Origin of the sequence: Mesorhizobium sp. B2-4-12 (assembly GCF_006441575.1) — a bacterium.
Lineage (GTDB): Bacteria > Pseudomonadota > Alphaproteobacteria > Rhizobiales > Rhizobiaceae > Mesorhizobium.
The window spans coordinates 13492-39636 of the sequence record NZ_VFVC01000004.1 but is presented as its reverse complement, the minus strand read 5'-3'; the positions used below and the strand labels follow the sequence as shown (position 1 = coordinate 39636).

Sequence of the window (26145 nt, the reverse complement as noted above, 5' to 3'; positions counted from 1 at the left end):
TGCCTATCCCAGCCTTGCCCTGGCCTTCGCCGTCCAGGCGTTGAACAGCCGGTCGGCGACGATGCCGATGAAGGCGATGGCCAGGCCAGCGACGATGCCGCGGCCGGAATCGGCCTTGGAAAGTGCGATGAACACTTCCTGGCCAAGGTCGCGCGTGCCGACCATGGCGCAGATGATGATCATCGCCAGCGCCATCAGGATGGTCTGGTTGACGCCGAGCATGATCTCGGGAAGCGCCAGCGGCAATTGCACGCGAAAGAAGGTCTGGCGAGGCGTGCAGCCGGAAACCTTCGCCGCCTCGATCAGCGCCGGCGGCACCTGCCGGATGCCGTGATTGGTGTAGCGGATCGCCGGCACCACGGCGAAGGCGATCGTTGCGATCATCGCGGTGACGTCGCCAACGCGAAACAGCATCACCACTGGAATGATGAAACAGAAGGACGGCAGCACCTGTAGCGTGTCGATGATGGGTGTGACGATCTTCTCGAAGCGGTCACTGCGCGATGCCACGAACCCGATCGGGATGCCGATCAGGCAGGCGATGAAGGCCGAGATACCGCAGAGATAGACCGTTGCCATGGTCTTTTCCCAAAGTCCGGTCGCGGCGCAGAAGGCGGTCAGCGCTGCGACGAGTGCCGCCAGGCGCAAGCCTGAGAGCTGATAGCCGGCAAGGCCGAGCAGGAACACGGCACCCAGCCACGGAAAGCCCTCGCAGAAGGCGCGCACCGGGTTCAGCACGTTGAGGATGAGCGCCACGCGGAACGCCTCGATCGTGTCGAAGAAGTTGATCGTCACCCAGTTCACCGCCGCCTTCCACAGCGGCGCCGTTGTGAAGGTGATCGCCTTCGGCACCGCCGCGAAGGCCGGCACGAACAGGCCGAACAGCGTGGTGAGGGCAAGGATGGAGACTGCCAGCGTCAGATTGGGGTGGCGTCGCCAGAAGCGCGCGCTCACGTCCTGGTGGACATTGCCCTTTGCCTGCTTGTGGGCGATGGCCTGGCTCAGCCGGTCGAGCGCGATGGCGAGGGCCACGATCGCCAACCCTGCTTCCATGGCCTCGCCGACCTTCAGCGCGCGCAACGCCAGAAGCACGTCGTAACCCAGGCCGCCGGCGCCGATCATCGACGCGATGATGACCATGTTCAGCGCCAGCATGATCACCTGGTTGACGCCGACCATCAGCGTCGGCCGCGCCGAGGGCAGCAGCACCCGCCACAGTTTCTGCCGCGCCGTGCAGCCGGCCATGTCGCTGAATTCGCCGATCTCGAGCGGCACGCGCGATAGCCCCAGCATCGTGGCGCGCACCATCGGCGGCGTGGCGAAGATGGCGGTGGCGATCATCGCCGACACTGGGCTGTTGCCGAACAGAAGCAGCATAGGGATGAGATAGGCGAAGGTCGGGATCGTCTGCATCAGGTCGAGGGCAGGGGAGACCACCAGCCTTTCGGCCCACGGCTTGCGCCATGCCCAGATGCCGGCGAACAGCCCGGTGACGATGCAGAACGGCACGGCGATGGAGATCAGCGCCAGCGTCAGCATGGCGCTGGTCCACTGGCCGAACAGCGCGATGTAGAGGAAGCAGCCACCGACCAGCAGGCTGAGTTTCCGACCTCCCACGGCATGGCCGGCGAGGAAGGCGGCGGCGCACACGCCGACCCAGGACAGGCGCGGCAGGACATAGGCGTCCGCGCCATGACCGATCTTGAAATTCTTGGCCAAGAGATCGAGCGCGAAATCGAGCGGCACGCCGAGGACCGCTGTGATCGAACGGGTCAGCCAGGACAGGTTCGACTTGATCCAGCCCATCAGCGCGCCGACCCAGTCGGCAACGGGTACGACGGCGCCGGCGGGATAGTTCACCGCCCAAGGAATGGCGCCTTGCAGCAGGAACATCACGAGCACGGCGGTGAGCGCGAGAACCCAGATGACGAGCCACCGCTGAACGGGCGGTCTCACCTTGCTGGCGCTTGCCGTTACCGTCATGTGCCGGCTGCCGCGCGCTCGATGCCGGCCAGGAGATCGATGACCGCTTGCGGCGTCACTTCGCCGATCGGCTTGCCGGTGCCGTTGACCACTGCGAACGGCTTGCCGGCCGAAACGATGTCGGCCGAGAAACTGGCGATCTTGGCCTCCGGCGCGACCGTGCCGCCATGCTCCGAGCCTTCGCAGGCTCGCATCAGGCTGCGTGCCGAGATCACCTTGGCGCGGTCGACGTCGCGGGTGAATTCGGCGACATAGTCGGTCGCCGGGTTGACCACGAGCTCTTCCGGCGTGCCGATCTGGATGACCTCGCCATCCTTCATGATCGCAATGCGGTCGGCGAGCCTTATCGCCTCGTCGAAATCATGGGTGATGAAGACGATGGTCTTGTGCAGCATGGTCTGCAGCCGCATCAACTCGTCCTGCATCTCGCGGCGGATCAGCGGATCGAGCGCGGAGAACGGCTCATCGAGGAACCAGATCTCGGGCTTGGTCGCCAGGCTGCGGGCGATGCCGACGCGCTGCTGCTGACCGCCGGAGAGTTCGCGGGGGTAGAAATGCTCGCGGCCACGCAGGCCGACAAGTTCGATGACTTCGCGAGCGCGTGCTTCACGTGCAGCCCGGTTCTGCCCTTGGATGCTGAGCGGAAAGGCGATGTTGTCGAGCACATTGAGATGCGGCAGCAGGGCAAAATTTTGGAACACCATGCCCATGCGATGGCGCCTGAGTTCGATCAGTGCCGCGTCGGAAATTTTCAGGAGGTCCTTGCCTTCGAACTCGACCTTGCCATGGCTCGGCTCGACCAGCCTGGACATGCAGCGCACCAGCGTCGACTTGCCGGAGCCGGACAGGCCCATGATGATGAAGATCTCGCCCTGGCGTATTTCGAGGTCGACGGCGCGCACCGCGCCGACCAGCCCGGCCGCGGCCACGTCCGCCATGCTGGCCTTGCCGTCGCGCTGGCGGATGAAATTGGCCGCGTTCGCCCCGAACAGCTTCCAGACATTGCGGCAGGCAAGTTTTACCGGGCGGTTACCCGTGTCCGGTTGCGTCGCCCCCTGTTCAGTCCTGTCCGTCATCCAATCGTCCTTGTGGAACATCAACAGCCGAGGCCCGGCCGATCAACGGCCGGGTCTCACTTTCCAGTCGGAACGATCACTGCGCCCAGGCTTTCCAGTCGGCTTCGTGTGCGGCGATCCACGCTGCAGCAACATCCTCTATCGGCTTGCCATCCAGGTCGATCTCGCCGCTCATCTTGTTGAGCTCGTCGGTATCGATCGTGTAGGCCTTGGCCACCTTATAGGCGACCGGCCATTTGTCTTTCATGCCGTTCCAGGAGTACTTCCAGATCTCGCCATGCGGCTTGCCGCAGTCATATTTGGCGTCGGGGTTCACGCCCCATTTCGGATCGGTATAGCATTCGGGCGTGTATTCGGGGAATTGCACCCATTCGCCCTTGTATTTGGCCGGCGCCCAGTGCGGCGAGTAGATCCACAGCATGATTGGCGCCTTGCGCTGATAGGCCGACTCGAGCTCGGCGAACATCGCGGCATCGGTGCCGGCATGGATCACGGTGAAAGGCAGCTTCAGCGCGGCAACGCGCTCGTCGTCAAAGCCTTCCCATGTGACCGGACCTCCGAGATAGCGTCCCTTCGGTGCCGTCTCGGCGGTCGAGAATGATGCCGCGCAGGTGGCGTCGAGCAACGCATGCCAGTCCGGCAAGGTCGGGCACTTTTCCTTCATATATTCGGGGAACCACCACTCCTCCTTGGCCTTCGGCCCGAGCTTGCCGAGCCGCTCGGTCTGGCCGGTGGCATCGGAAGCCTTCATGGCCTCGCCAGCGGTCGTATCCCAGAATTCCAGGCCGACATCGATGTCGCCATTGGTGAGGCCGGTGGTCAGGCTGGAGAGGTAGTCGGCGGTCGGATACTCGACCGTGTAACCGAGTTTTTCGAGGATGCCACCGAGGATCTTGGCGTTGAGATTGACGCTGGTCCAGTCGAACAGCGCGATCTTGATCGGGTCGTTGGATTCCGGTGCGGCGGCATTGGCTATCGGACTGATGGCGCTTGCCGCGGCAAGAGCCAGGGCTCCCATTGAGAATTTCGAAATCACACTGCGAAATGGCATTGCTTGTTCTCCTTCAAGCTGTGACGGTTATGGTCGTTCCCTTCTTGCGTCTTTTCTTGATTGTTCTGAAAAAAGCGGATCGTTGCGCAAGGCCTCTGACATGCCGCGGGCCAAGGCCGGCGCGATGATGCTCGATTTCTGTGGTGACGGATACTGCCGAGGCGGCCAGTCTCATGGCCGATGCGTCGCTGCGGGAGCGATCATCCGCGGATCGATTGCCAGTCCTGCGGCGCCCTGCGAGGTGCGAGCCATCACGGTCCCATGATCTCGGCTGTTGGCCCGGCGAGCCCCATCTCGCCAAGGCCGTTTCATGGGATGAAATTATATATACCAACGTTCATGCGGCGCAACGATTAACACTTCGCCTGTCGCGGAATTTCAGACTGCAGGCGAAGTTGTGCGGATTTGCTCAGAAATAACCGTTCGAGGCGGCCGTGGCTTCCTTCGGAACTTCGACGCCGTCGACCAGGATCTTGTCGACCAGTTCGTGGTGGAAGCAGACCAGCCCTTTGATACGCTCCGCCTCGTGCACCGGCTCCGGATAATACCAGACGAGGTTCTCGTGCCGCTTCTTGGCTGTCGTCACGTGATAGTAGTTGGAGATGCCCTTGTAGGGGCAGCGTGAAATGTAGCGGCTTGGCGCGAACATATCGAGCCGCGTGTCCGAGATCGGCAGGTAGTGGCGCACCGGGTGGCCGGTCTCGAACAGGAACACGCCACGCCGTGAATCGGCAACCTGCTCGCCATCGAGGATAACCTGCACCCGCCGCGACGAGGGCAGGCAGTCGACCCTGCGGAACGGGTCGCGGGCATGGACGAAAATCTCTTCGTCCTCCTCATACCAATGCGTCATCTTGGGCCAATAGAAGGACATGTAGTCCGTCAGCAGCGGGGACCCCTTGACCGGGTCGAGATAGCGCCAGGCGGCATCCTCGACCAGCGTGATGCCGGTATTGAGCGAATAATGCGTGGCGACGCCCTTGAATGGGCTCTCGGTCGTCGTCGTGCTTGGCAGCAGGAACTCCTCGCGCACGTCGCTCATCGGGAAATAATAGACGGGCAAATGGTCGGATTCGTAGAGCACCAGCGCTCTGGTCGTATCGGCGACGATCATCGACCCCACTTGCACGCGAAGCCGCTTCTGCATCGGCATGGTGAAGGCGACATATCCCGGCTCGAACTCGTACTGGACGATGTTGTCGAGCACGGGGAAATGCGGCCCGCGGCCGCGCAAATGAGGTTTGCGAATGGTAGTCTCCCGTTTCTTTTCTTTTGTCATCGAACGTAGGCCAAAAGCGAGTTGAGCTAATGTATCGGAGAGGGGTTCCGGGCGGCGGGTTTCTCCTGCATCAAGCTGCCGGAACGATGGCCCCCCATCGGTCTGTGCAGTCCCTTCTGCCGCATAGCCTCACCGCCCGAAAGCGGAGTTGTCCCAGCCGGGCCTCTATCCCAGGGACACACGATCCAGCAGCAGCCCGGCGGCGATCGGCGGCAGGCCGCTGACATTCTTGCGCACCGGCACCAGCAGATCCGGGAAGTAGCTGAAGATGACCGGCGTCTCGTCGAGCAGCAGTTTCTGGATGTCTGACGCGGCCGCACGCTGCGCGCCAATGTCGAGCGCCTTCAGGTAGGAGGTGACCATGCCGTCATAGGCCGGGCTCTTGAAATGCGCCGCGTTCCACGGCCCGTCGCTGACCAGCGGGCTCTTCAGGAAGACGTTGGGCACGCTGCGATGGGCGTAATCGGTGATGCCGAGCGGGCTGTCCAGCCAGTCCGACTGGCCGAACACCGCCTTGCCGTAATATTTGTCCTGGTCCTCGATGTTGAGCGCGATGCGCGCGCCGATCTCCTTGGCGAAGTTCTGGAACAGCTGTGCGTAGCCTGGAATGTCGGAATAGCGCAGCGTCGTCAGCGTGATGTCGAAACCGCTCGCGAACCCGGCCGCCTCCATCAACTGTTTGGCCTTGGCGATATCCTGCGTACGTTGTGGCACCGACTTGTCGGTGGCGGGGAAGGCGGGCGCGAACGGGCTGTCATTGCCGGTCGCGGCCATGCCGCGGCAGAGGCCATCGACCAGCTTGGAGCGATCGATGCACAGCGCCAGCGCCTGGCGCACGCGCTTGTCGGTGAACGGCGCCATGTCGCAGCGCATATGGAGCTGGCGGTGCGCGGTCGAGGCGACGCGCAGCACCGTTATGTCGGAGCTGTTCAGCACCACCTGGCTGACGTCGAGCGGAACGGCGTCGAGGACGTCGACCTCGCCGGCCTGCAGCGCCAGGATGCGCGGCTGCACATCGCCGTAGAACTTGAATTCAAGCCGGTCGGGCAGCGCCTTCTCCCCCCAATAGTCGGGATTGCGCACGAAGGTCGCGCCGACCTTCGGCGTGTAGCTTTCCAGCCGGAACGGTCCCGTGCCTTCAAAGGTCTTTTCGTAGTCGCCCTTGTAGCTCGCCGGCAGGATGACGGCGTTGTAATTGTCGATCGACACCGAATAGGGAAAGCTGCCGTTGGGCGCGTCGAGATGGAAGGCGACGGTGTGGTCGTCGACCTTTTGCGTGCCTCCCTTCGACAGCAGGCCCTTGAACACCGACAGCGCGTTGGAAGCGCCGTTCGGGTCGGCCAGCCGGTCGAAGGTCGCGACGACGTCATCGGCCTTGAAGTCCTCGCCATTGTGGAATTTCACGCCCTTGCGCAGCTTGAAGGTCCACACGCTGCCATCCTCGTTCGGCGACCAGCTTTCCGCCAGCACCGGTTTCAAGGTGAGGTCGGGCTGGGTGACGCAGAGAAACTCGGCGGTCTGGAAAACCAGCTGATAGCTGCCGCTGTCATAATAGGTGACGGGATCGATGGCGCCGCCGGGCGTGGCGACGCCGGCGCGCACAGTGCCGCCCGGCTTCCCCTCGGCGCGGGCTTGCTGCATGCCGAGACCGGCTGCGGCGACAACGCTGCTCAGGAACGGCAGGGAAAGGCCAAGCACGCTGCCGTGGCGCAGGAAACCGCGCCGGTCGAGCCTGCCGGCCAGCAATTCGTCGACAGCGGAATTTTCGATTGCGGTGAGGCTTCTGCGAGCGGCGTCGATCATCCTGAAATGCCTTGGCATGGCTGCATTCCTCGCTTGCCCTTGGGGGAATGGCCATTTAGGTCATTGTTGACCGCGACCGGAAAGCGATATTTTTTGATGAGGTCCATCGAAATTTTCGATGCAGGAGTGTTTCATGGATACCGAGAACCTTCGCAGTTTCCTGGAGGTCGCCGAACATGGCAGCTTCACCGTCGCGGCCAACCGCCTCAACCTCGCGCAATCCACAGTCAGCGCGCGGATCAGGGGGCTGGAAGAGCAGTTGGGGCGCCGGCTTTTCGTCAGGGATCGCGATGGTGTGACGCTCACGCCGGCCGGCCGGCAGTTCCTGCCGCACGCCTCCTCCATCACCCGCACCTGGGAGCAGTCCAGGCAGGACATCGCCGTTCCCGATGGCTATGAGAGCCTGCTGCGGCTGACGGCTCCCGCCTATTTATGGGAGCGTATCACCTCGCCATGGGTCGAGTGGATGCGCGCCGAACGGCCAAATGTGGCGCTGCGGCTCGAAGGCAGTTTCCCGGATCTGGCGATCGATCAGCTGGCGGAAGGCTTGCTCGATATCTGTATCCTCTATCTGCCGCGCCCGCATCCAGGCATCGTCTATGAGACGCTTGCCGTCGATCAGGTCGTGCTCGTCCAGCATGCCGCGCAGACGAAGCCATGGACCGAAAATTACATCCTGATGGACTGGGGCCTCGAATTCCGCATCGAGCATGACCGTGCCTTTGGCGGCATGGTCAAGCCGGCGATTTCAGCTGGGCTGGTCTTCATCGGGCTGCAGCATGTCCTGTCGCAGCAGGCGGCGGCCTATCTCCCGCTCAGCGCTGTCAGCGGCCATATCGAGCGCGGCGAGATGCGGCGCATCGACAACACGCCGGTGTTCCAGCGGCCGATCTATCTTGCCTATCCCTCGAACCCGGTTTCCTCGGATGTCCTGGATGTCGCGCTCACCGGGTTGCGTACGCTGGCCGGGGACTGGCACAGCGATCAGGGTTTTTCGGAAGGCGATCGTTCGCTGGGCATGGCCGGGCGAATGTGACGGCCGGCATGGCGAGCATGGAATGCCGCTATGCCGCTTCGATGACGACACCCTTCTGCAACCTCGCCAGCTCCGGATAGGGGATGTGGCAACGGATCGAATGTCCGGGTTGCGCCTCGGCAAGCGGCGGTTCCTGCTGTTCGCAGATCGGACCGATCTTTCGCGGGCAACGCGTGTGGAACACGCAGCCAGAGGGCGGGTTGACGGCGCTGGGGATTTCGCCGTCGAGCCGAATGCGCGCGGTCTCGGTCTGGTCGAGCTTTGGCACCGCCGAGAGCAGCGCTTCTGTATAGGGGTGGTGGGGCCCGGAGAAGACTTGCTCCGATGGTCCAAGCTCCATGATGCGGCCGAGATAGAGCACGGCGATCTTGTCGGAGAGATAACGCACCACGCCTAGGTCATGCGAGATGAAAATGTAGCTGACGTCTTCCTTCGATTGCAGATCGGCGAGCAGGTTGAGGATCGCCGCCTGGACGGAGACGTCGAGCGCCGATGTCGGCTCGTCGCAGACGACGATGCGCGGATCGCCGGCGAAGGCGCGGGCGATGGCGACACGCTGCTTCAAGCCGCCCGACAGCTGGCGCGGCTTGACGGCCAGATGCCGGTCGGTGAGCCGCACCGAGCGGACGAGATCGTCGAGACGCGTCTCCAGCGCCTTGCCGGACAGGCCGGCCAGCCGCTTCAACGCCCGGCCAAGGATGTGGCGGATCGAATGCGAGCGGTTGAGTGCTGAATCCGGATTCTGGAAGACGATCTGCATCGCCTTGACCTGGTCGTCGCCGCGGTTCTCCAGCTTGGGCGCCAGCGCCTTGCCCTCGAGTTCTATGAGGCCGCCATCATCGGGCGGTACCAGGCCGAGCAGCAGCCTGGCGAAGGTGGTCTTGCCGCTGCCGGATTCGCCGACCAGCCCCAGCGTCTCGCCGGGCCTGAGATCAAGCGAGACGTCCTTGACGGCGCGCAAGGGATGGCCATGGCTGGCATAGGTCTTGTTCACTCCCGCCACCCGCAACACAGGTTGGGCCGCAGGCTTTGGCGCGGGCGCCACATCGCTGGGTGTGGCGCGCGGCAGGGCCTGCGCCTTGTCGTGATAGTGGCAGCGCGACAAGCGCTTGCCGCGCTCGTCGCTCAGATCATAGAGCGGCGGCAATTCGGTGCGGCAGCGTTCGGTCGCCAGCGCGCAGCGGTCGGCGAAGGCACAGCCGGTGATGGTGGCGCCAATGCCGGGCAGGAAGCCGGGAATGGTGTCGAGGCGGCCCTGGTCCTTGCGCTGGCCACCGCGCGGCAGGCAGCGCAGCAGGGCGACGGTATAGGGATGGCGGGGATCGTTGAAGACGACCTCGGTCGGCCCTTCCTCGACCAGCATGCCGGCATAGAGCACGCCGACGCGGTCGCACATATTGGAGACGACGGCGAGGTTGTGGCTGATGAACAGGATCGAGGCCGAGAGTTCTTGCCGCAGTTGCGCGATGAGATCGAGCACCTCGGCCTCGACCGTGGCGTCGAGCCCGGTGGTCGGTTCGTCGAGGATCAGCATGGAGGGATCGTTGGCCAGCGCCATGGCGATCGCCACGCGCTGCTGCATGCCCCCCGACAGCTGGTGCGGATAGCGCTGCATGACGCTTGGCGGGTCGGAGATGCGCACGCGGTTGAGCATGGCAATCGCCCGATCGGTGGCGGCGTGTCCTGTTATCCCCCCGAGTTCAAAGATCTCGGTCAACTGCCGACCGATGCGGATCGACGGGTTCAGCGCCTTGCCCGGATCCTGATAGACCATGGACACGCTTTCGGCGCGTGCCCGCCGCAGCGCCTCGGCATCGAGCTTCATCAGATCCTGGCCGTCGAGCGAGATCGCGCCGCCGGTGATCGAACCGTTCCTGGGCAGATAGCGGACCACTGTGAGCGCGACGGTGGATTTGCCGCAGCCAGACTCCCCGACCAGCCCATAGGCCTCGCCCTGGCCGATCGTGAGGCTCAGATTGCGCAGCACCGCGCGGTTGCGGCCGGCGACACGGTAGGCGACCGAGAGATCCCTGAGCTCGAGCGCGTTTTTTGCCTTTGCGTCCTGTGCCTTGACGGGTTCAGTCATTGAAGGCTCCATGAACGCCGTCGGCGGCAAGGTTGACGCCGATCACCAGCGAGGCGATGGCCAATGCGTCGAACAGCACCGTCCACCAGAAGCCGCCGCCGATCATGCCGTAATTGCTTGAAATCGACAGTCCCCAGTCGGGTGAGGGCGGCTGGATGCCGAAGCCCATGAAGGAGAGCGTGGCGACCGCGAAGATAGCATAGCCCAGCCGCACGGTCGTCTCGACCAGGATCGGCGGGATGACGTTGGGCAGGATCTCGACGAACATCGTGTGGAAGGCGCTCTCGTGCCGGAGCTGTGCGGCGGCGACATAGTCGAGTTCGCGCTCGGCCAGCACCGCCGAGCGCACGGTGCGCGCGATGATCGGCGCGAAGCTCAGGCCGATGACGATGATGACGGTGGTCTTGGAGGTGCCGAGCGCTACGATGGCGAGCAGCGCAACGATAACCACCGGGATTGCCATGAAGGCTTCGAGGATGCGGCTGACGACATCGTCGACGATGCCGCGGAAGTAACCGGTAAGCAGGCCAAGCGCGGTGCCGGCGACAGTCGCCAGCAAGGTGGCGAGCGGTGCGACGGTCAGTATATCGCGCGAGCCGACAATGACGCGCGAGAAGACGTCGCGGCCGATCTGGTCGGTGCCGAACCAGTGTTCGGCCGAAGGCGGCGACAGCGCGTTGATGATATCGTCGGCAAGCGGATCATAGGGCGCGAAATGTTCGCCGAACAGCGCGCAGGCGACCCAGAACAGGACAATGGCCAGGCCGGTCAGAAAGGTGCCGGAACGCATGAGCGAGGACAGGACCTCCGCCGCCGGGCTGCGCCGGCGCGTGTCGTCTTGTCGGGCGGGAGAGGTGGTCTGGACGGCGCTCATTGGTCTGTCCCCAGCCGGATGCGTGGATTGAGCACGGAATAGAGGAAATCGGCGATCAAGGTCGCCACGGCATAGACGATGCCAATGGTGAGGATGCCCGATTCCAGCATTGGAAAGTCCTTGCCGCGCGCGGCGGTGAAGATCAGCGAGCCGATGCCCTGGTAACGGAACAGCGTCTCGATCACCACCAGGCCGCCGATGAGATAGCCGGTCTGGGTGGCAATGACGGTAATGGTCGGCAAGAGCGCATTGCGCAGCACGTGGCGCCAGATCACCGTGCGCCACGGTAGGCCTTTCAGCACGGCGGTTCGCGTGTAATCGGAATCGAGCGCCTCGATCATGCCCGAGCGCGCCATGCGCGCGATGTAGCCGAACAGCACCAGGAACAACGGCAAAGCGGGCAGGATGAGGTAGTAGAGCTGGGTGAAGAAGCCGGCATCCCTGGGCCATGCCGCCGAGATCGGCAGCCAGCGCAGCCACACACCGAAGATCAGGATCAGGATGATGCCGGTGACGAACTCCGGCAGCACGGTCACCGACAGGCCGCCAAGGCTGATGACGCGGTCGAGCGGCCGGTTGAGATTAAGCGCTGCAATGACGCCGCCCAGGATGCCGATCGGCACCACCAGCACGAAGGCGACCGCGGCCAGCTTCATCGAATTGCCGAGCGCGTTGATGACGAACGGCGCGACCGGCGAGCGAAAGATGTAGGAGGTGCCCATGTCGCCCCGGACAAAGTTCCAGATCCAGGTCGCGTATTGGGTGAGCAGCGGGCGGTCGACGCCGAGGGAGTGGTTGAGCGCGTCCACGGCCCGCTGGTCGGCGAACGGGCCCAATATCGCGCGTCCGACATTGCCGGGCAGAACCTGGCCGCCCAGAAACACCATGATGCTGAGCAAGAACAATGTGATCAGCGACAGCGACACACGCCGGGCGAAGAAGGAGAGAATGGCATCGGCTCCTTATGAACGAGGTTTCGGCCCGGCCACGCCAGGCAGGTTCGGTGAACTTACTGTGACAGGCGGATCGAAGGCTGTCACCGCCGGAATGACCCCGGCAAACAGCGACACCTCGACCAGCGTCGAATTGCAGGTCGGTGACTGGGCAAGGCGCGACGTCCCCCGGTCTGGTGTCAGCACGTTCGGGTTGCCATGCTTTTCCAGGCTATGCGACTGTCCTGGCTCGGCAGGGTCGAACCATGCGCCGGTCGGCAGCTGGACGACGCCAGGGATCAAGCCGTCCGTCAGCACGGCGCCCGCCAGGCACGACCCGCGATCGTTGGAAACGAGGACGACCGCCCCGTCCTGTATGCCGCGTGCCGCGGCATCCACCGGATTGATCCACAGCGGTGCGCGGTCCGACACCTTGCCCGCGCGGCTGACCGAGCCGTGATCGTACTGGCTGTGGAGCTTGTCCGCAGGCTGCGGCGACAGGAGATGCAGGGGGAACCGCTCCGCAAGGTCGCTGCCCAGCCATTCCCTGGGCTCCCGCCACACCGCGTGGCCGGGACAGTCGTCATAGCCGAAACCATCGATCGTCGAGGAAAACAGCTCTATGCGGCCTGACGGCGTCGCCAACCGGTTCCGCTCCGGATCGGCGCGGAAGGAGCCAAGCAATGTCTGCGAGGTGACTTGCCGGGCAAGATCCGCATGGCCATCCTGCCAGAAACGGTCGAATGACGGCATCTCGACCCCGGCCGCGCCCGCATTATCCTTGGCCTGTTCGTAAAGCACACGAATCCATTGCGAGGCATCGCGCCCTTCGGTGAAGGCTTCGCTGGCACCGAGTCGCGCCGAGAGACCGCAGAAGATCTGGTAATCGTCGCGCGCCTCCTGCACCGGATCGATGGCCTGTTTCATGGCGACGACGAGATTTTCACGGTTCGAGAAAGCGAGGTCATTCCTCTCCAGCGGCGTGGTGACCGGCAGCACGATGTCGGCATGGCGTGCTGTTGCCGTCCAGAACGGCTCGTGGACGATGATCGTCTCAGGCCGTTGCCATGCCTCGACGAGACGGTTCAGATCCTGATGGTGGTGGAACGGGTTGCCGCCGGCCCAGTAGACGAGCGTGATGTCGGGATAGGACATCGCAGCGCCATTGAATTCGAACGATCCGCCTGGATTAAGCAGCATGTCGGCAATGCGGGCGACGGGAATGAAGTCAGGCACGCGGTTCTTGCCTTGCGGAACGGATGGCCAGCGAAATCCCATCTCCGGTCTGCCGGCGCCATTTGTCGACGAATAACCGAAGCCAAACCCGCCGCCCGGCAGCCCGACCTCGCCAAGCAGTGCGGCAAGCGTAATCGCGGCCCAGTAAGGTTGTTCGCCATGGTCGGCCCGCTGCAGCGACCAGCTGACCATCAACATGGTGCGCTTGGCGGCCATCTCCCTGCCCAGGGCGACGATCCGGTCCTCGGCCACGCCGCTCAGGGCGGCAGCCCATGCCGCGTCCTTCGGTTGCCCGTCGCTTTCCCCGAGGATGTAGGCGCGAACGATCTCGAAACCGGTGCAGTAGCGCGCCAGAAACCCCTCGTCGTGAAGGCGTTCGCTGACCAGGACATGGCACAAGGCCAGCATCATCGCCGTGTCGCTGTTCGGCCGAAGCGGCAGCCATTCGGTGTCGACACCGCGCGGCGCGTCGTCGCGCACCGGCGAAACATTGACGAGGCGGGCGCCATTGCCGACGGCTTTGCGCAGGGCGGCCGCAGCCTCGTGGCGTGCCGAGCCGCCGCCCTGTATCTGCGTATTGCGCCAGGGCAAGCCGCCAAAGGCGATGATCAACTCGCTATGCCGTTCGATCCCATCCCAGGTGGAATGATTGCCCGTCAGGCCATCGGTCCCGCCAAGCACATGCGGCAGGATGATCTCGGCCGCGCCATAGGAATAGCTCAGCACCGAACTCGTATAACCGCCGATCGTGTTGAGGAAGCGGTGCACCTGGCTCTGGGCGTGGTGGAATCTTCCTGCGCTCGCCCACCCATAGGATCCCGCATAGATTGCACTGTTTCCATGCTCGACGCGAACCCGGTCCAGTTCGGCCGCCACGATGTCCAGTGCCGTTTCCCACGACACTTCGACAAAGGGCTCGCTACCCCGCCGGCCATTGGCGGTGGACCTGTTTCCCTCGAGCCAGCCGCGCCTCACGGCGGGACGTGCCACGCGCAGATCCCCCTGTACCGTGCCGAGCATGGACTTGCCGATCGGCGATGGATCGGGGTCGCCGCTCCATGGCTCGACGCCAACGAGCCTGCCGTTCTCGGCACGGATTTCGTAGGTCCCCCAATGCATGGTGGTGAGCAGCGTCTCGGACTCCATCGGGCCGGTCAATGATCAATCGTCCCGCAGGCGAGGGTCCGCGTCAGGCCGGCGTGCAACGCCTTGCCTCGGCCTGGCCGCGAAAGCGCCAGCCCCGATGGGGACTGGCAGTTGCGGGATGGGCTGTCTCCTCGCGCTTAGGCCTTCGACGCCTTTTCGAGGAACAACTGCGACATGGCGGTCGGCTGCACGCCGGCCACACCCTTCGCCGTTGCCGTCAGGTAGTCGTAGAAATAGCCGAAGATGACAGGCGTTTCCTCGAGCAGCAGCTTCTGGATCTTGCCCGCCGTCGCCTTCTGCGCTTCGAGGTCGAGCGCGGCGATATAGCTGGTCGCCAGCGTGTCATAGTCCTTGTTCTTGAAATGCGCGGCGTTCCAGGTGCCGTCGCTCTTCAAGGGAGCCGCGAGATAGACGTTCGGCACGCCGCGATGGCCATAGTCGGTGATGCCCATCACCGAATCCAGCCAGTTCGATTTGCCGAACACCGCGTCTCCATAGTAGGCGCTCTGGTCGAGGATGTTGAGTTCGAGCTCGATACCGATCTCCTTGACCCAGTTCTGGATGAGCTGGGCATATTCCGGGATTTCGAGGTAACGCTCGGTGGTCAGCGTTATCTTGAAGCCCTTGCCGGCACCGGCGGCTTCCATCAACTGCTTGGCCTGCGCGATGTCCTGCTCGCGCTGTGGCACGCTCGCATCGGTGGAAGGGTAGACCGCGGCGAACGGACTGTCATTGCCCGCCACGGCGCGCCCCTTCATCAGACCTGCGACCAGCTTTTTGCGGTCGATGCTGAGCGCGATGGCGCGGCGCACGCGCGCATCCTTCAGCGGGCCGTCGTCGCAGCGCAGATGCAGTTGCTGATGCGCTGAAGACTTCAGACTGATGATGTCGACACTCGGATCGTTGAGCAGGGCGACGCCAGCCAGCACCGGCATCTGGTTGATGATGTCGACCTGGCCGCCTTGCAGCGCCAGGATCATCGGCTGCACATCGGTGAAGAAGGTGAATTCCGTGCGATCCGGCAGCGCCTTCTCGCCCCAATAGTCGTCGTTGCGGACGAAGGATGCACCGACTTTCGGTGTGTATTTCTCAACCTTGAACGGCCCGGTGCCGTCGAAGCTCTTCTCATAATCGCCCTTATAGCTCGCCGGGATGATGACGGCGTTGTAGTTGTCGGACGACAGCATGTAGGGGAAGTTGCCGTTGGGCGCGTCGAGGTGGAATTCCACCGTGTAATCGTCGACCTTCCTGCTGGCGCCCTTCGACAGGATGCCGGTGAACACCGACAGAGCGTTGGACGAATTGGCTGGATCGGCGAGGCGGTCGATGCTGGCCACCACGTCCTCGGCCTTCATCTCGCCGCCTGAGTGGAACTTCACGCCCTTGCGCAGCTTGAAGGTCCACACCGAGCCGTTGTCGTTCGGCTTCCAGCTTTCGGCCAGTGCCGGCTTGAGCACGAGATCGGGACCGTCGACGCAGAGGAATTCAGCAACCTGCTGCATGACCAGCAGGCCGCCGGCATCCGCGATGGTGACGGGGTCGATGGCTGCTGCCGGCACGCTGCTGGCGACGCGGATTGTGGCGCCGGGTGCGCCAGCGGCGCGGGCGAGCGACGGCATGCCGCCCAGGCCGGCCGCCGTGGTTATGCCGCCAAGCAGCGGCAGCGACAGGCCGAGCAGGCTGCCATGCCGGATGAAGTCGCGGCGGCTGACACGGCCATCGACGAGGCCATCGATCAGATGGTTTTCGAGCGGCGTGCGGTTACGGCGGATGAGATCGAGAATGCGGTAATTCTTGTTCATGGGTTCTAAGCCCTTTCCCCAGTTGTTGTGATTGGCGAAGCATTCCAGTTGACGAGTTCCGTGGAGTTCTCCTGTCCAGGCATTCATCACTATCGGTCGACGGACTGTAGCATGGGGTTCTGTCTGGTCCATCCGCCCCTTGGGTCGGAAAGGTCAGATTTTCTTGATGCATTTTCTGTCGCCAGGCGACCGGATTGAAGCGTGGCCGCCTTTTCTCCGATATGTCCTCCTTCCTTTCAGCGTCCTTCTAGTTCAGTGGCAATCTGCGGTAAGTGCCGGGCTTTTCCGGGTCATGATATTTATTGCATGGCCCGTTCTCGACGAAGTCGCGATGGCAGGCGGCAAGCTTCTCGCGCGACAGCGTGATGCCGAGGCCATGTCCTTCCGGCACCGGCACCACATTGTTTTTCGGCGAAAACGGCCCTTCTTCGATGATGTCCATCGGCTGCATGCGAAACAGCGACTGGTTGGGCTCCCGGATCCAGCCGAGCGCGGCGCACAGATGCAGATAACAGGCGCTGCCGATGCCCGTGTCGCCGCTGTAGCACCAATAGTCGATACCGGCGTGCTCGCAGGCGCCGACGAAGCGCAGCATGCGGCCGATGCCACCATGCGCCGTCGGGTTGCCGACGAAGGCGTCCGGAACCTTGAGGTCCATGGCGCGCGCAACGTCGATGTTGTGCGTCGAGAACGGGATCGAGCAATGGCGGCGCAGTTCGCGCATCTCCTCGATGGTCGCCACCGGATCCTCCCAGTTGCGCACGCCGAGTTCCTCCAGCGGCCGCGCCAGCCGCCGCGCGGTGCTGAGCGAATAGGCCTGATTGGAATCGATGCGGATCATCGCGTCGTCGCCGAGCTTGCGGCGGATCAACTCGACCATCGTCAGTGAGATTTTCGGATCGTCGGTCGAGAATTTGCCCTCGAAGAAGGTCGTGCCATGCGTCTCGTGCAATTCGACGCAATAGTCAGCGACTTCTTCCGGCGTCGTCTCGCCCTTCACATCAGGTCCGTCGCCGCGCAACGAGAAATAGTCGGTGAACGGGATGTCCTTGCGCACCGCGCCGCCGAGCAGTTGATAGAGCGGCTGGTTCCACGCCTTGCCGCGCAGGTCCCACAACGCCATCTCGATGGCGCCGAAGGCCATGATGCGGGCGCGATCATTGATCGACTGAACGCCGGCCCAGAAGGGCAGGCAGACATGCTCCGCACCGGCGATGTCGAAGGCGTCGCGGCCGACGAGCCGTTGGGCAAGCACGTCATTGATGATCGCGGCCGCGGCCGGCGTCGGCGCCTCGCCGAGGCCAACAAGCCCGTCCTCCGTCTCGACCTCGACGATGGTCGGCGAGAAGCCGTCGAGTTCGCCGAAGACCCAGACGTAAGGAGCTTCCAGCCGGTAGTTGATCGGTGTTGCCCTGATGCGCCTGATCTTCATCTCAGCGGCCGATCTCGAAGAAGGGCTTGCCGAGGAGGTCGGGAACGACGTCGATGCCAAGGCCCGGACCGTCCGGAATGCCCATGCGGCTGCCCGTGACCGGCGGCATGTTCGATGCGGTGCGCACCGTCACCCATTCGTGGAAGGCGATGGCATGCAGCCGGCGCTCCTCCGGCGTCGACAGCGACAGGTGCGCCATCGCCGCTGTATCGATCTCGGCGCCGCCAGTGTCCTCGACCGTGATCATGAAGCCGAGGTCGACGGCAACGTCGCGGATCAATTGGGTCTTGGTGATGCCGCCGAGCCGCGAAATCTTCAGCGTCAATCCGTCGGCCGCGCCCCGGCGATGGATTTCCAGCATCTCCTCCAGCGAGGTGACGGATTCGTCGAGCACCATCGGCTTGTCGAGCATGCGGCGCACCGACATGTTCTCGTCGATCGTCGTGCAGGGCTGCTCGAACGTATAGTCGATTGCGCGCGTCGCGTCGGCGAACTGGCGCGCCTGATAGGGCGTCCAGCCGGCATTGGCGTCGCAGAAGATCACAGTGCCTTTCGGCACCGAGCCAGCGACCGCGGTAACGCGCTCGATATCGTCGCGGACATTGCCGCCGACCTTGACCTGCAGCCGGTGGAAGCCGTCCTTGACGATCCGCTCGGCCAGCGCCGCCATTTGATCGACCGTGCCATGGGTGACGACCTTGTAGAGCTCGGCCGTGTCGCTCTCCTTGCCGCCGAGCAGCGTGACCAGCGGCACGTCGGCGGCGCGTGCCGCGAGATCCCAGCAGGCCATGTCGAGCGGCGACTTGATGTAGGGATGGCCCTTGAACACAGTGTCCATCAGCCGGCCGATGCTGGCCAGCCCACGCGGATCCTGGCCGATAAGGTGCGGCCCGATTTCCGGCACGCCCGCGCGTGTCCCCGCTGGAAACGCCGCCGAGTAGAAATTGCCGAGCGGCGCCATCTCCCCCCATCCGGTCAAACCGCTGTCCGAGGTGACGGCGACAATCACCGCGTCGAAAGCATCGGCGACGCGTCCCTTGGACATGCGGTAGGGGCCGTCAACGAAGGGCTGCACGACATGATAGGCTTTGATGGTTTCGATCTGCACTTTGGTGTCCGTTCTCAGCGATGAGGAGAGATGATCAGGCGCCTTTTGGCGTGCGCGCTTCGAGGCCGCGCGCATAGGCAAGAAGCTCTTCGAAATCGAGGTCGATGTGCTCGCGGGCGTGACGCTGGGCGGCGCGCATGTCATCGCCCTTGAGCAGCCGCACATAGGTCTCATGGACGTCCGCGGCCGGCACGGCTTCCTTGCGCGCCTGCTGGTGCAGGGCGAAATACATCTGCAACCGGCTGGTCAGCCGCTGCCATGTTTCCAGGAGCACCGAATTGTCGGCCCATTCGTGGATCAGGCCGTGCAGCTGCAGCGCGGTTTCGATCTGCCTTGTGGTGTCGCGGTCGCGCGTTGCCTGCTTGACCGCCTCGTGGCGCCGGTCGAGCTCATCGAAGAAACGCTGGTCGCGCAGCTTCCAGGTCCGCTCGATGGCGAACTCGTCCAGCACCTTGTTGAGTGAATAGGCATCGTCGATGTCCTTGGCGGTGACGTCGATGACGAAGGTCCCGGCATAGGGAATGCTGGTCAGGATGCCTTCCTGCACCAGTTCGCGCATCGCCTCGCGCAACGGCGCGCGGCTGACCCGCATCTGTTCGGAAATACGGAGCTCGTTGAGCTTCTGGCCTGGTTCGAGCTGGCCGGTCAGGATCGCACGCCGCAGCAGATACACGATTTCGGCCCGGCGCGTCGTGTCGGCAATTGGGCTGAACTCCGTCTTCACCATTCGGCCGACTCCAGCGAGAAAGAAGGCTAGACAATCAGGTTGTCGACAATCTGACAAGGCGTCATTTTCGTTTTTACCCGACACTCCGGCCCGATGCGGTTCGGGGCAACTCAGGCCGCGCGGCCGTAGAAGCCGACCCGCTCCTCGGCACTGAACATCACCCCCGGCCTTTCATAGTAGGAGAACACCGCGATCATGCGTTCGCGTTCGCCTTCGACGGTGGTGACGCGGTGCGCGGTATTCTTGCCGCGAAAGACGTTGAGCGTACCCGGCTTCATGCGCAGGATCTTGGCTTCGGGATCGCGGCCTTCGAGCAGCTTGGCGACGCCTTCGTAGTTCGGGTTGTCATCCGATCTGAGATCGGTGCGGTATTCTAGGTCGCCGCCGCGTTGCGCCTGCTGCAGCAGCAGCGTTGTGGTGAATTCCGAGCGGTCGAAATGCCAGTTCAGCGCCTCGCCGGCGCGGTAGGCCATGACATTGGCGCGGGCCAGCGGATCCTGCATGACATGCAGCCTCTCCTTGCCCATCGTCGCGGCCAGGAACCGCACCAGCGGTTCATACTCGTAGATCGTCATCACCGTGCTGCCGGGGATCTGGTCGGCGCAGACGGTGTGGCTGATGGTTTCGACCTTGCGCAGCGCGGGATGATCGGGCGCGAGTTCGGGGATATCGGGTTTGAAGTAGATGTTGTGCATGCGCTTGTGGACGTGGGATTGCGTGTCCATCACCGGCTTGATTTCCCGCACCGCCTTTTCGGCGACGCCGGGCCTCAAGAAACCTTCGAGATTGAACATGCCGTCGGCTTCGAGCGCTGCGATGGACTGTTCTACGAGGCGGTTCCATTCGGCGCTGCCCTCACGGTCGAGCGGATAAAGGTCGAGATCGAGAATGTCTTTCATGTCGCGTGCTCCATAGGTTGGGCACAGAAGAGGGCAAAAAATTCTTTCTCTCAACGCGGAAAATTATTAGGAATGGCCAAGAAAAACTTATGGAGACTGCATGGAGCGCCTGCCGCCGCTGAATGCGATCAGGGCCTTCGAGGTCGCTGCCCGCGTTGGCAGCTTCACTCTGGCGGCGAGTGAGCTTGGCGTGTCCTCGGCGGCGGTCAGCCAGCAGATACGCAACCTCGAAACCTGGTTCGGCAAGCAATTGTTCGTGCGCACCGGCAACCGCATCACGCTGACCGATGCCGGCCATGCCATCTATCCGCAGACCGCGCGTGCGCTGGGCGACATTGCCGCCATCGGCCAGCGCATGCTGGAAGGCGGCTTGAGGACACGGCTTGTGGTCAGCGTGCCGTACTCGCTGGCCGAGCTGTGGCTGGCGCCGAGACTGGCAGCACTTCTTGAAGCTTTCCCGCACATGGCGATCGACGTGCGGGCGGAAGACGATCCGGTCGACCTGACGCGCCAGGGTGTCGATCTGCGGATCTCCTATGGCGACTACCACTATCCCGGCCTGCGGATGGTCCGTCTTGTCCATGACGATGTGCTGCCGGTCTGCGCGCCAGGGTTCTGGCACCGGCATGGCAATGGCGACACAGGTCTGGCGAATCTGCATGAGAGCCTGTTCATCCACACCAATTGGGGTCCGAACTATGCCTCGCACCCGACCTGGGCGGATTGGTTCGCGGCATGCGGCGGCAACCGCTCGCCAGACCCGTCGCATGGCCGTCGCGTCGGCCTGTCCAGCCTGGCGATCGCCTCGGCACGCTTGGGCCTCGGCATTGCCCTTGGCCAGCGGGTGATGGCGCAGGCCGATCTGAAGGCAGGGCGCCTGATCGCGCCGTCATCGGTCTCGGTGCGCCTCGGTCATCCCTATTGCGCCTTCATGCCGCCAGCCGAGGCCGACCGCGCCGATGTGGCCGCTCTTGTCGGCCTGCTCGTGAAAACGGCGCCCACGACCTGAGAAAAGGTCGAGGACGCCGCGCGGAAACCGGGCCTGCGGGGGAGTCAGGTAGCCGGTTTCTGTGGCAGTGGCGAGATCGGCATTCCGGGTCCGATCTTCTGCAGATTGCCCGTGATCACCTGGTCGCCTTCGGCGACGCCGCTCAAAATGGCGATCTGGTCGCCGCTGGTCGGTCCGAGCGAAACCAGCCGCTGGTCGACCGTGTTGCCCTTGCCGACGACATAGAGATATTTGCCGAGCTGGCTCGAGCCGAGCGCCACCTGAGGCACCATCAGCGCATCGGGCTGCTGTTTGACGTGCAGCCGCACGCGCACATATTGGCCCGGCAGCAAGGTGAACTTCGCATTGCCGATGGTGGCGCGGGCCGTAATCGTGCCGGTCGAGTGGTCGACGGTGTTGTCGATGAAGGTCAGCTGACCCTTCTGGCTGGCTTCCGTAGCGCCGGGCAGTAGGACTTCGACTTCGATCGGCCCCGATGCCCGGGCTTCTTCGATCTGCGCAAGGTCCGTCTCGCTCGGATTGAAGGTAACGTAGATCGGGTCGAGCTGCACCAGCGTGTTCAGCACCGTGCCGGCGACGCTGACCAGCGTTCCGACCGAGGCCTGGTTGCGGCCCAGGCGGCCAGTGAACGGCGCATGGATTTCCGAGTAGCTCAGATTGAGTTCCGCCGTGCGCACGGCCGCCTGGTTAAGCGCCAGCGACGCCTGTGCCTCGCGCAAGGTGCTGGTGCGCTGGTCGAAGCTGTCCTTGGCCAGATAACCGCTCTTGGCCAGTTCGGAGCCGCGGCCGAGGTTGGACCGCGCATAGTCGAGCGTCGCCGTGTCGCGCTGCACCTGGGCTTTCGCCTGGTCGAGCGCGGCCTGGAAGTCGTCGGGCGAGATCTTGTAGAGCAGATCGCCCTGCCGCACATCGGCGCCGTCTTGCGCCGTCTGTTCTTGCAGATAGCCCGGCACTCTGGCCTGCAAGGTGATGCTGCGGATCGGCTCGATGCGGGCGGCGTAGTCGAGATAGATCGGGATCGTCTTCTTGACGACGCTCGCCACCGGCACGGGCATGACAAAGGCTGCCGCGGCCGGCGTCGCCGCTCCAGCCGTGCCGGCGCTCAGCCTGAGGTTGCCCATGTCGAGCAGGTGGACGCTCGCCACCGAGATGGCGCCCAGCGCGACAGCCGTTCCCAACGCGATTTTCCATTTACGCATGATCAGTCTCCAATCTTATTCGGCCGCTTGCGCCAGGGGAGGGAAGGCGGGTTCGGCGGTTGGTTCAGTGTGCGTGGCGACAGGCTCATCACCGCCACGGCGTTCGCGGAATTGTTCGATGACCGCGTAGAAGACCGGCACGAACACCAGCGACAGGATGGTCGCGGCGACCATGCCGCCAAACACGGTGGTGCCGATCGATTGGCGGCTTGCCGCGCCCGCACCCGTGGCGAACATCAGCGGCAGCACGCCGAGGATGAAGGCGAAGGCGGTCATCAGGATCGGCCGCAACCTGAGCCGCGCGGCCTCCATGGCCGCCTCGACGATGCTCAAGCCTTCCTCGCGCCGCCGTCTTGCGAACTCGACGATCAGGATCGCGTTCTTGGCCGCCAGGCCGATCAGCATGACGAAGCCGATCTGCGAGTAGACGTCGATCTGCATGCCTCGCGCCCAAAGTGCGGCGAACGCGCCGAACAGAGCGAGCGGCACCGCCAGCAGCACCATGAACGGCATCGCCCAGCTCTCATATTGAGCCGCTAGGATCAGGAAGACGAAGACGATGGCAAGGCCGAAGACGACCGACGCAATCGATCCTGCCTTGAGTTCCTGGAAGGTGATGCCGGTCCACTCGAAGCCGAAATCCCTGGGCAGTGCGGTGGTGGCCGCCCGTTCCATGGCAGCGACAGCTTGACCGGACGAGAAGCCGGGTGCGGCGCCGCCATTGATCGTGGCCGAGGCGTTGTTGTTGTAGTGCGGCACGGTCTCCGGACCGACGAACGGTACCAGCTTGCCCAGCGTGCTGAGCGGCACCATGCCGCCGGAAGCATTGCGCACATAGAGCCGCGAAATGTCTGCCGCACCCGCGCGAGCATCCTTGTCGGCCTGGATAGTCACCCGGAAGGTGCGGCCAAACAGGTTGAAGTCGTTCACGTAAAGCGAGCCGAGATAGATCTGCAGCGTGTTGAAGACGTCGGGCAGGTTGAGGCCGAGCAGCTTCGCCTTGGCTCGATCGAGGTCGTAATTGAACTGCGGCGTCGAGGTCGAGAACGGCGAGAACAGCTGCTGCGGATTGATCTCGGGCTGCTTGCGCGCCTCGGCGATCACGGCCTGCGTTGCGTCGTTAAGCGCATTGCTGCCGCGGCCGGTGAGGTCCTCCACGACGAATTCGAAACCGCCGGTCGTGCCGATGCCGGGAATGGACGGCGGATCGAAGGAGAGCGCGAAGGCTTCCGGTATCTGCAGCAGCTTCATGCGCACGTCGGCGACGAGTTTCGAGGCGCTCTGGTCGGGGCCGCGTTTCTCCCATGGCTTCAGGATGGCGAATTCGACAGCCGAATTCGACTGCGCGGCACTGGTCAGGAAGTTCAGGCCGCTGATCGAGCCGACGATGTCGACGCCGGGCGTTGCCTGCAGGATGTCACGCGCCTTCTGCGCCACCGCGTCGGTGCGTTCCAGGGAGGCGCCGTCCGGCAGTTGGATGACGACGAAGAAGTAGCCCTGGTCCTCGACCGGAAGGAAGGTCGAGGGCAGGCGCTGCCAGACGAAATAGGTGGCGACCAGCCCCGCCGCGAACAGGCCGAGCATGATCCAGCGCAAGCGGACGAGGAGGCGCACGCCATGGGCATAGGCATGCGACAGCCTGTCGAAGCCGGTGTTGAACCAGCGGAACAGCACGAATTGCGTGCCATGGCGATGGCGCAGGAAAGCGGCACTGAGCGCCGGGCTCAACGTCAGCGAATTGAAGGCGGAAATGCCGACCGAAATCGCCACCGTCAATGCGAACTGGTTGTAGAGCCGTCCCGAGACGCCGGGAATGAAGGCGACGGGTATGAACACCGCCATCAGCACGGCTGTCGTGGCGATGATCGGCCCGGTGACTTCGGCCATGGCGGCCTTGGTTGCCGCCAGTGGTCTCAGTCCGGCCTCGAGCTGTCGTTCGACATTCTCCACCACCACGATGGCGTCGTCGACGACAAGGCCGATCGCCAGCACCATGCCGAGCAGGGACAGCATGTTGAGAGAGAAGCCCAGCATCTCCATGACGACGAGCGTCGCCACCAGCGATACGGGGATCGCGATGGTCGGGATGATGGTCGTGCGCCAGCTCTGCAGGAAGATGAACACCACGGCGACGACCAGCACCAGCGCTTCGCCGAGCGTGATCAGCACGTCATGCATCGACGCCGAGACGAAGCGCGTCGTGTCGTAGTGCATGGCGTAGGAGACGCCCTTCGGGAATCGGGTCGATAGCTCCTGCATCTTGTCCTTGACGCGCTGCTGAAGGTCGAGCGCGTTGGAACCGGGCATCTGGTAGACGGCGAGCACCACCGTCGGGTCCTTGCCGAAGAAGGCCGAGGACGAGTATTGCAGCGCGCCGAGTTCGATGCGTGCGACGTCGCGTAGCCTCACCAGCGAACCGCTGGTCGTATTGGCGCGCACCACGATGTCGCCGAATTCCTTCGGGTCGCTGAGGCGGCCGACGGCGTTGACCTGCATCTCGAAGGCGGTGCCGGCCGGGGCGGGTGACTGGCCGATCTTGCCGGCCGCCACCTGCACGTTCTGCTCGGAAATGGCGTTCTGCACGTCGACGGCGGTGATGCCGAGATTGGCGAGCTTGTCCGGATCGAGCCAGACACGCATCGAATAGCGCCGCTCGCCGAAGATCTGCACGTCGCCGACGCCGGGCAAGCGCTTCAGCGGATCGACGACCTGCAGATAGGCAAGGTTCGAAAGCGCCACCGGATCGACGGAATTGTCGGGCGAGGTGAGGTTGACGATCAGCACGAAGTTCGGGTTCTGCTTCTTGATCGTCACGCCGCCCTGGTTGACGATCGCCGGCAGTGACGAAGCCGCCTGCGAGACGCGGTTCTGGACGTCGACGGCGGCAGTGCTCAAGGAATAGCCGACATCGAAGGTGATGGTGATGGTCGAGGAGCCGTCGTTGGAGCTCGTCGACGACATGTAGGTCATGCCTTGCACGCCGTTGATCTGCTGCTCCAGCGGCGTCGTCACCGTATCGGCCACCACTTGCGCGCTGGCGCCAGGATAGTGGGCGCTGACCACGACCTGTGGCGGGGTGATGTCGGGAAACTGCGAGACCGGCAGCAGGAAATAACAAATCGTCCCGGCGAGCACCATGATGATGGCGATCGCGGAGGCGAAGATCGGACGGTGGATGAAGAAATTTACCACGACACACACACCTCGCCTGCTGCTCTTGCCCTGCCGAATGCACGGGCAACGGTGGACAGCCGCTGGCGGCGCCTGGTGTCATTCCGCGTGCGGAGCAGCGGTTCGTCGCGGTTCTGCGCATCGGCGAGCGACCGCAGCATCGTTTCGAGGGCGTGCGGGTCGACGCCATCGGCTTTCATGACCAGCCGGATCATCGGATCCCGGACGGCTTCATCTATGGTAAGATCGCGGCGCTGTGACATTGGCCGGCTCCTTGTCTGTCGATTCGCAGCCCA

The 26145-nt window shown here is 63.7% G+C and carries 19 protein-coding genes; 2 read left to right on the top strand and 17 right to left on the bottom strand.

What is annotated here, in order from left to right:
- Window positions 1-3: 3 nt before the first annotated feature.
- The 5 genes from FJ934_RS03765 to FJ934_RS03745 form a co-directional block, all read right to left on the bottom strand.
- Window positions 4-1983: an ABC transporter permease subunit gene (locus tag FJ934_RS03765; RefSeq protein WP_140607317.1), complete on the bottom strand. Its 1980-nt coding sequence runs from the start codon at window positions 1981-1983 to the stop codon at window positions 4-6.
- On the bottom strand, window positions 1980-3059 hold the full coding sequence (locus FJ934_RS03760) for a glycine betaine/L-proline ABC transporter ATP-binding protein (protein ID WP_140607316.1): 1080 nt from the start codon (window positions 3057-3059) through the stop codon (window positions 1980-1982). The genes FJ934_RS03765 and FJ934_RS03760 overlap by 4 nt, the downstream gene beginning before the upstream one ends.
- Window positions 3060-3135: 76 nt before the next feature.
- Window positions 3136-4110 (bottom strand): ABC transporter substrate-binding protein, encoded by a 975-nt coding sequence (locus FJ934_RS03755; RefSeq protein ID WP_140607315.1) that lies wholly within the window; start codon window positions 4108-4110, stop codon window positions 3136-3138.
- A gap of 409 nt (window positions 4111-4519) precedes the next feature.
- Window positions 4520-5389 carry a DUF427 domain-containing protein gene (locus tag FJ934_RS03750; RefSeq protein WP_140607314.1) on the bottom strand — a complete coding sequence of 290 codons (870 nt, stop codon included), beginning with the start codon at window positions 5387-5389 and terminating at the stop codon, window positions 4520-4522.
- 165 nt (window positions 5390-5554) lie between these two features.
- Complete coding sequence (locus tag FJ934_RS03745; RefSeq protein WP_140607313.1) at window positions 5555-7210, bottom strand: ABC transporter substrate-binding protein; 1656 nt, start codon at window positions 7208-7210, stop codon at window positions 5555-5557.
- A gap of 115 nt (window positions 7211-7325) precedes the next feature.
- Between FJ934_RS03745 and FJ934_RS03740 the strand changes: the two genes are divergently transcribed.
- A complete protein-coding gene (locus tag FJ934_RS03740; protein ID WP_140607312.1) occupies window positions 7326-8228 on the top strand; it encodes a LysR family transcriptional regulator in 903 nt (300 codons plus the stop codon).
- 28 nt (window positions 8229-8256) lie between these two features.
- Here the strand turns inward: FJ934_RS03740 and FJ934_RS03735 are convergent, their stop codons facing one another.
- From FJ934_RS03735 to FJ934_RS03695, 9 genes are all read right to left on the bottom strand, one after another.
- Window positions 8257-10314: an ABC transporter ATP-binding protein gene (locus FJ934_RS03735; RefSeq protein WP_140607311.1), complete on the bottom strand. Its 2058-nt coding sequence runs from the start codon at window positions 10312-10314 to the stop codon at window positions 8257-8259.
- Entirely contained in the window at window positions 10307-11188 is an 882-nt protein-coding gene (locus tag FJ934_RS03730; RefSeq protein WP_140607310.1) for an ABC transporter permease, read from the bottom strand. The genes FJ934_RS03735 and FJ934_RS03730 overlap by 8 nt, the downstream gene beginning before the upstream one ends.
- Window positions 11185-12138, bottom strand: coding sequence for an ABC transporter permease (locus FJ934_RS03725; RefSeq protein ID WP_140607309.1), 954 nt, complete (start codon window positions 12136-12138; stop codon window positions 11185-11187). Before FJ934_RS03725 ends, FJ934_RS03730 begins: the two co-directional genes overlap by 4 nt.
- A 12-nt stretch (window positions 12139-12150) precedes the next feature.
- Entirely contained in the window at window positions 12151-14502 is a 2352-nt protein-coding gene (locus FJ934_RS03720; RefSeq protein WP_140607454.1) for a molybdopterin guanine dinucleotide-containing S/N-oxide reductase, read from the bottom strand.
- A gap of 137 nt (window positions 14503-14639) precedes the next feature.
- Window positions 14640-16304, bottom strand: coding sequence for an ABC transporter substrate-binding protein (locus FJ934_RS03715; protein WP_140607308.1), 1665 nt, complete (start codon window positions 16302-16304; stop codon window positions 14640-14642).
- A gap of 247 nt (window positions 16305-16551) precedes the next feature.
- Complete coding sequence (locus FJ934_RS03710; protein WP_140607307.1) at window positions 16552-17736, bottom strand: mandelate racemase/muconate lactonizing enzyme family protein; 1185 nt, start codon at window positions 17734-17736, stop codon at window positions 16552-16554.
- A 1-nt stretch (window position 17737) separates the two neighbouring features.
- A complete protein-coding gene (locus FJ934_RS03705) occupies window positions 17738-18844 on the bottom strand; it encodes a mandelate racemase/muconate lactonizing enzyme family protein (RefSeq protein WP_140607306.1) in 1107 nt (368 codons plus the stop codon).
- A gap of 34 nt (window positions 18845-18878) precedes the next feature.
- On the bottom strand, window positions 18879-19571 hold the full coding sequence (locus tag FJ934_RS03700; RefSeq protein ID WP_140607305.1) for a GntR family transcriptional regulator: 693 nt from the start codon (window positions 19569-19571) through the stop codon (window positions 18879-18881).
- A gap of 110 nt (window positions 19572-19681) precedes the next feature.
- A complete protein-coding gene (locus tag FJ934_RS03695) occupies window positions 19682-20470 on the bottom strand; it encodes a 2OG-Fe(II) oxygenase (protein WP_140607304.1) in 789 nt (262 codons plus the stop codon).
- A 100-nt stretch (window positions 20471-20570) separates the two neighbouring features.
- Between FJ934_RS03695 and FJ934_RS03690 the strand changes: the two genes are divergently transcribed.
- Entirely contained in the window at window positions 20571-21479 is a 909-nt protein-coding gene (locus FJ934_RS03690; protein WP_140607303.1) for a LysR substrate-binding domain-containing protein, read from the top strand.
- 44 nt (window positions 21480-21523) lie between these two features.
- On the opposite strand, the gene FJ934_RS03685 is transcribed toward FJ934_RS03690, so the two are convergent.
- Genes FJ934_RS03685 through FJ934_RS03675 form a run of 3 tightly spaced genes read right to left on the bottom strand, consistent with a single transcriptional unit; the run spans window position 21524 to window position 26112 of the window.
- Window positions 21524-22678, bottom strand: a complete 1155-nt coding sequence (locus FJ934_RS03685) for an efflux RND transporter periplasmic adaptor subunit (protein WP_140607302.1) — start codon at window positions 22676-22678, stop codon at window positions 21524-21526.
- A 15-nt stretch (window positions 22679-22693) separates the two neighbouring features.
- On the bottom strand, window positions 22694-25870 hold the full coding sequence (locus FJ934_RS03680; protein WP_140607301.1) for a multidrug efflux RND transporter permease subunit: 3177 nt from the start codon (window positions 25868-25870) through the stop codon (window positions 22694-22696).
- The gene (locus tag FJ934_RS03675; protein ID WP_140607300.1) at window positions 25864-26112 is read right to left on the bottom strand and encodes a hypothetical protein; all 249 of its coding nucleotides are present in this window, start codon (window positions 26110-26112) and stop codon (window positions 25864-25866) included. Before FJ934_RS03675 ends, FJ934_RS03680 begins: the two co-directional genes overlap by 7 nt.
- Window positions 26113-26145 lie beyond the last annotated feature (33 nt).

What these genes read in the sequence shown, in the direction of transcription:
- FJ934_RS03765 (WP_140607317.1), bottom strand. Translation starts at nt 1,983, where the DNA reads ATGACGGTAACGGCAAGCGCCAGCAAGGTGAGACCGCCCGTTCAGCGG.
- FJ934_RS03760 (WP_140607316.1), bottom strand. Translation starts at nt 3,059, where the DNA reads ATGACGGACAGGACTGAACAGGGGGCGACGCAACCGGACACGGGTAAC.
- FJ934_RS03755 (WP_140607315.1), bottom strand. Translation starts at nt 4,110, where the DNA reads ATGCCATTTCGCAGTGTGATTTCGAAATTCTCAATGGGAGCCCTGGCT.
- FJ934_RS03750 (WP_140607314.1), bottom strand. Translation starts at nt 5,389, where the DNA reads ATGACAAAAGAAAAGAAACGGGAGACTACCATTCGCAAACCTCATTTG.
- FJ934_RS03745 (WP_140607313.1), bottom strand. Translation starts at nt 7,210, where the DNA reads ATGCCAAGGCATTTCAGGATGATCGACGCCGCTCGCAGAAGCCTCACC.
- FJ934_RS03740 (WP_140607312.1), top strand. Translation starts at nt 7,326, where the DNA reads ATGGATACCGAGAACCTTCGCAGTTTCCTGGAGGTCGCCGAACATGGC.
- FJ934_RS03735 (WP_140607311.1), bottom strand. Translation starts at nt 10,314, where the DNA reads ATGACTGAACCCGTCAAGGCACAGGACGCAAAGGCAAAAAACGCGCTC.
- FJ934_RS03730 (WP_140607310.1), bottom strand. Translation starts at nt 11,188, where the DNA reads ATGAGCGCCGTCCAGACCACCTCTCCCGCCCGACAAGACGACACGCGC.
- FJ934_RS03720 (WP_140607454.1), bottom strand. Translation starts at nt 14,502, where the DNA reads ATGGAGTCCGAGACGCTGCTCACCACCATGCATTGGGGGACCTACGAA.
- FJ934_RS03715 (WP_140607308.1), bottom strand. Translation starts at nt 16,304, where the DNA reads ATGAACAAGAATTACCGCATTCTCGATCTCATCCGCCGTAACCGCACG.
- FJ934_RS03710 (WP_140607307.1), bottom strand. Translation starts at nt 17,736, where the DNA reads ATGAAGATCAGGCGCATCAGGGCAACACCGATCAACTACCGGCTGGAA.
- FJ934_RS03700 (WP_140607305.1), bottom strand. Translation starts at nt 19,571, where the DNA reads ATGGTGAAGACGGAGTTCAGCCCAATTGCCGACACGACGCGCCGGGCC.
- FJ934_RS03695 (WP_140607304.1), bottom strand. Translation starts at nt 20,470, where the DNA reads ATGAAAGACATTCTCGATCTCGACCTTTATCCGCTCGACCGTGAGGGC.
- FJ934_RS03690 (WP_140607303.1), top strand. Translation starts at nt 20,571, where the DNA reads ATGGAGCGCCTGCCGCCGCTGAATGCGATCAGGGCCTTCGAGGTCGCT.
- FJ934_RS03685 (WP_140607302.1), bottom strand. Translation starts at nt 22,678, where the DNA reads ATGCGTAAATGGAAAATCGCGTTGGGAACGGCTGTCGCGCTGGGCGCC.
- FJ934_RS03675 (WP_140607300.1), bottom strand. Translation starts at nt 26,112, where the DNA reads ATGTCACAGCGCCGCGATCTTACCATAGATGAAGCCGTCCGGGATCCG.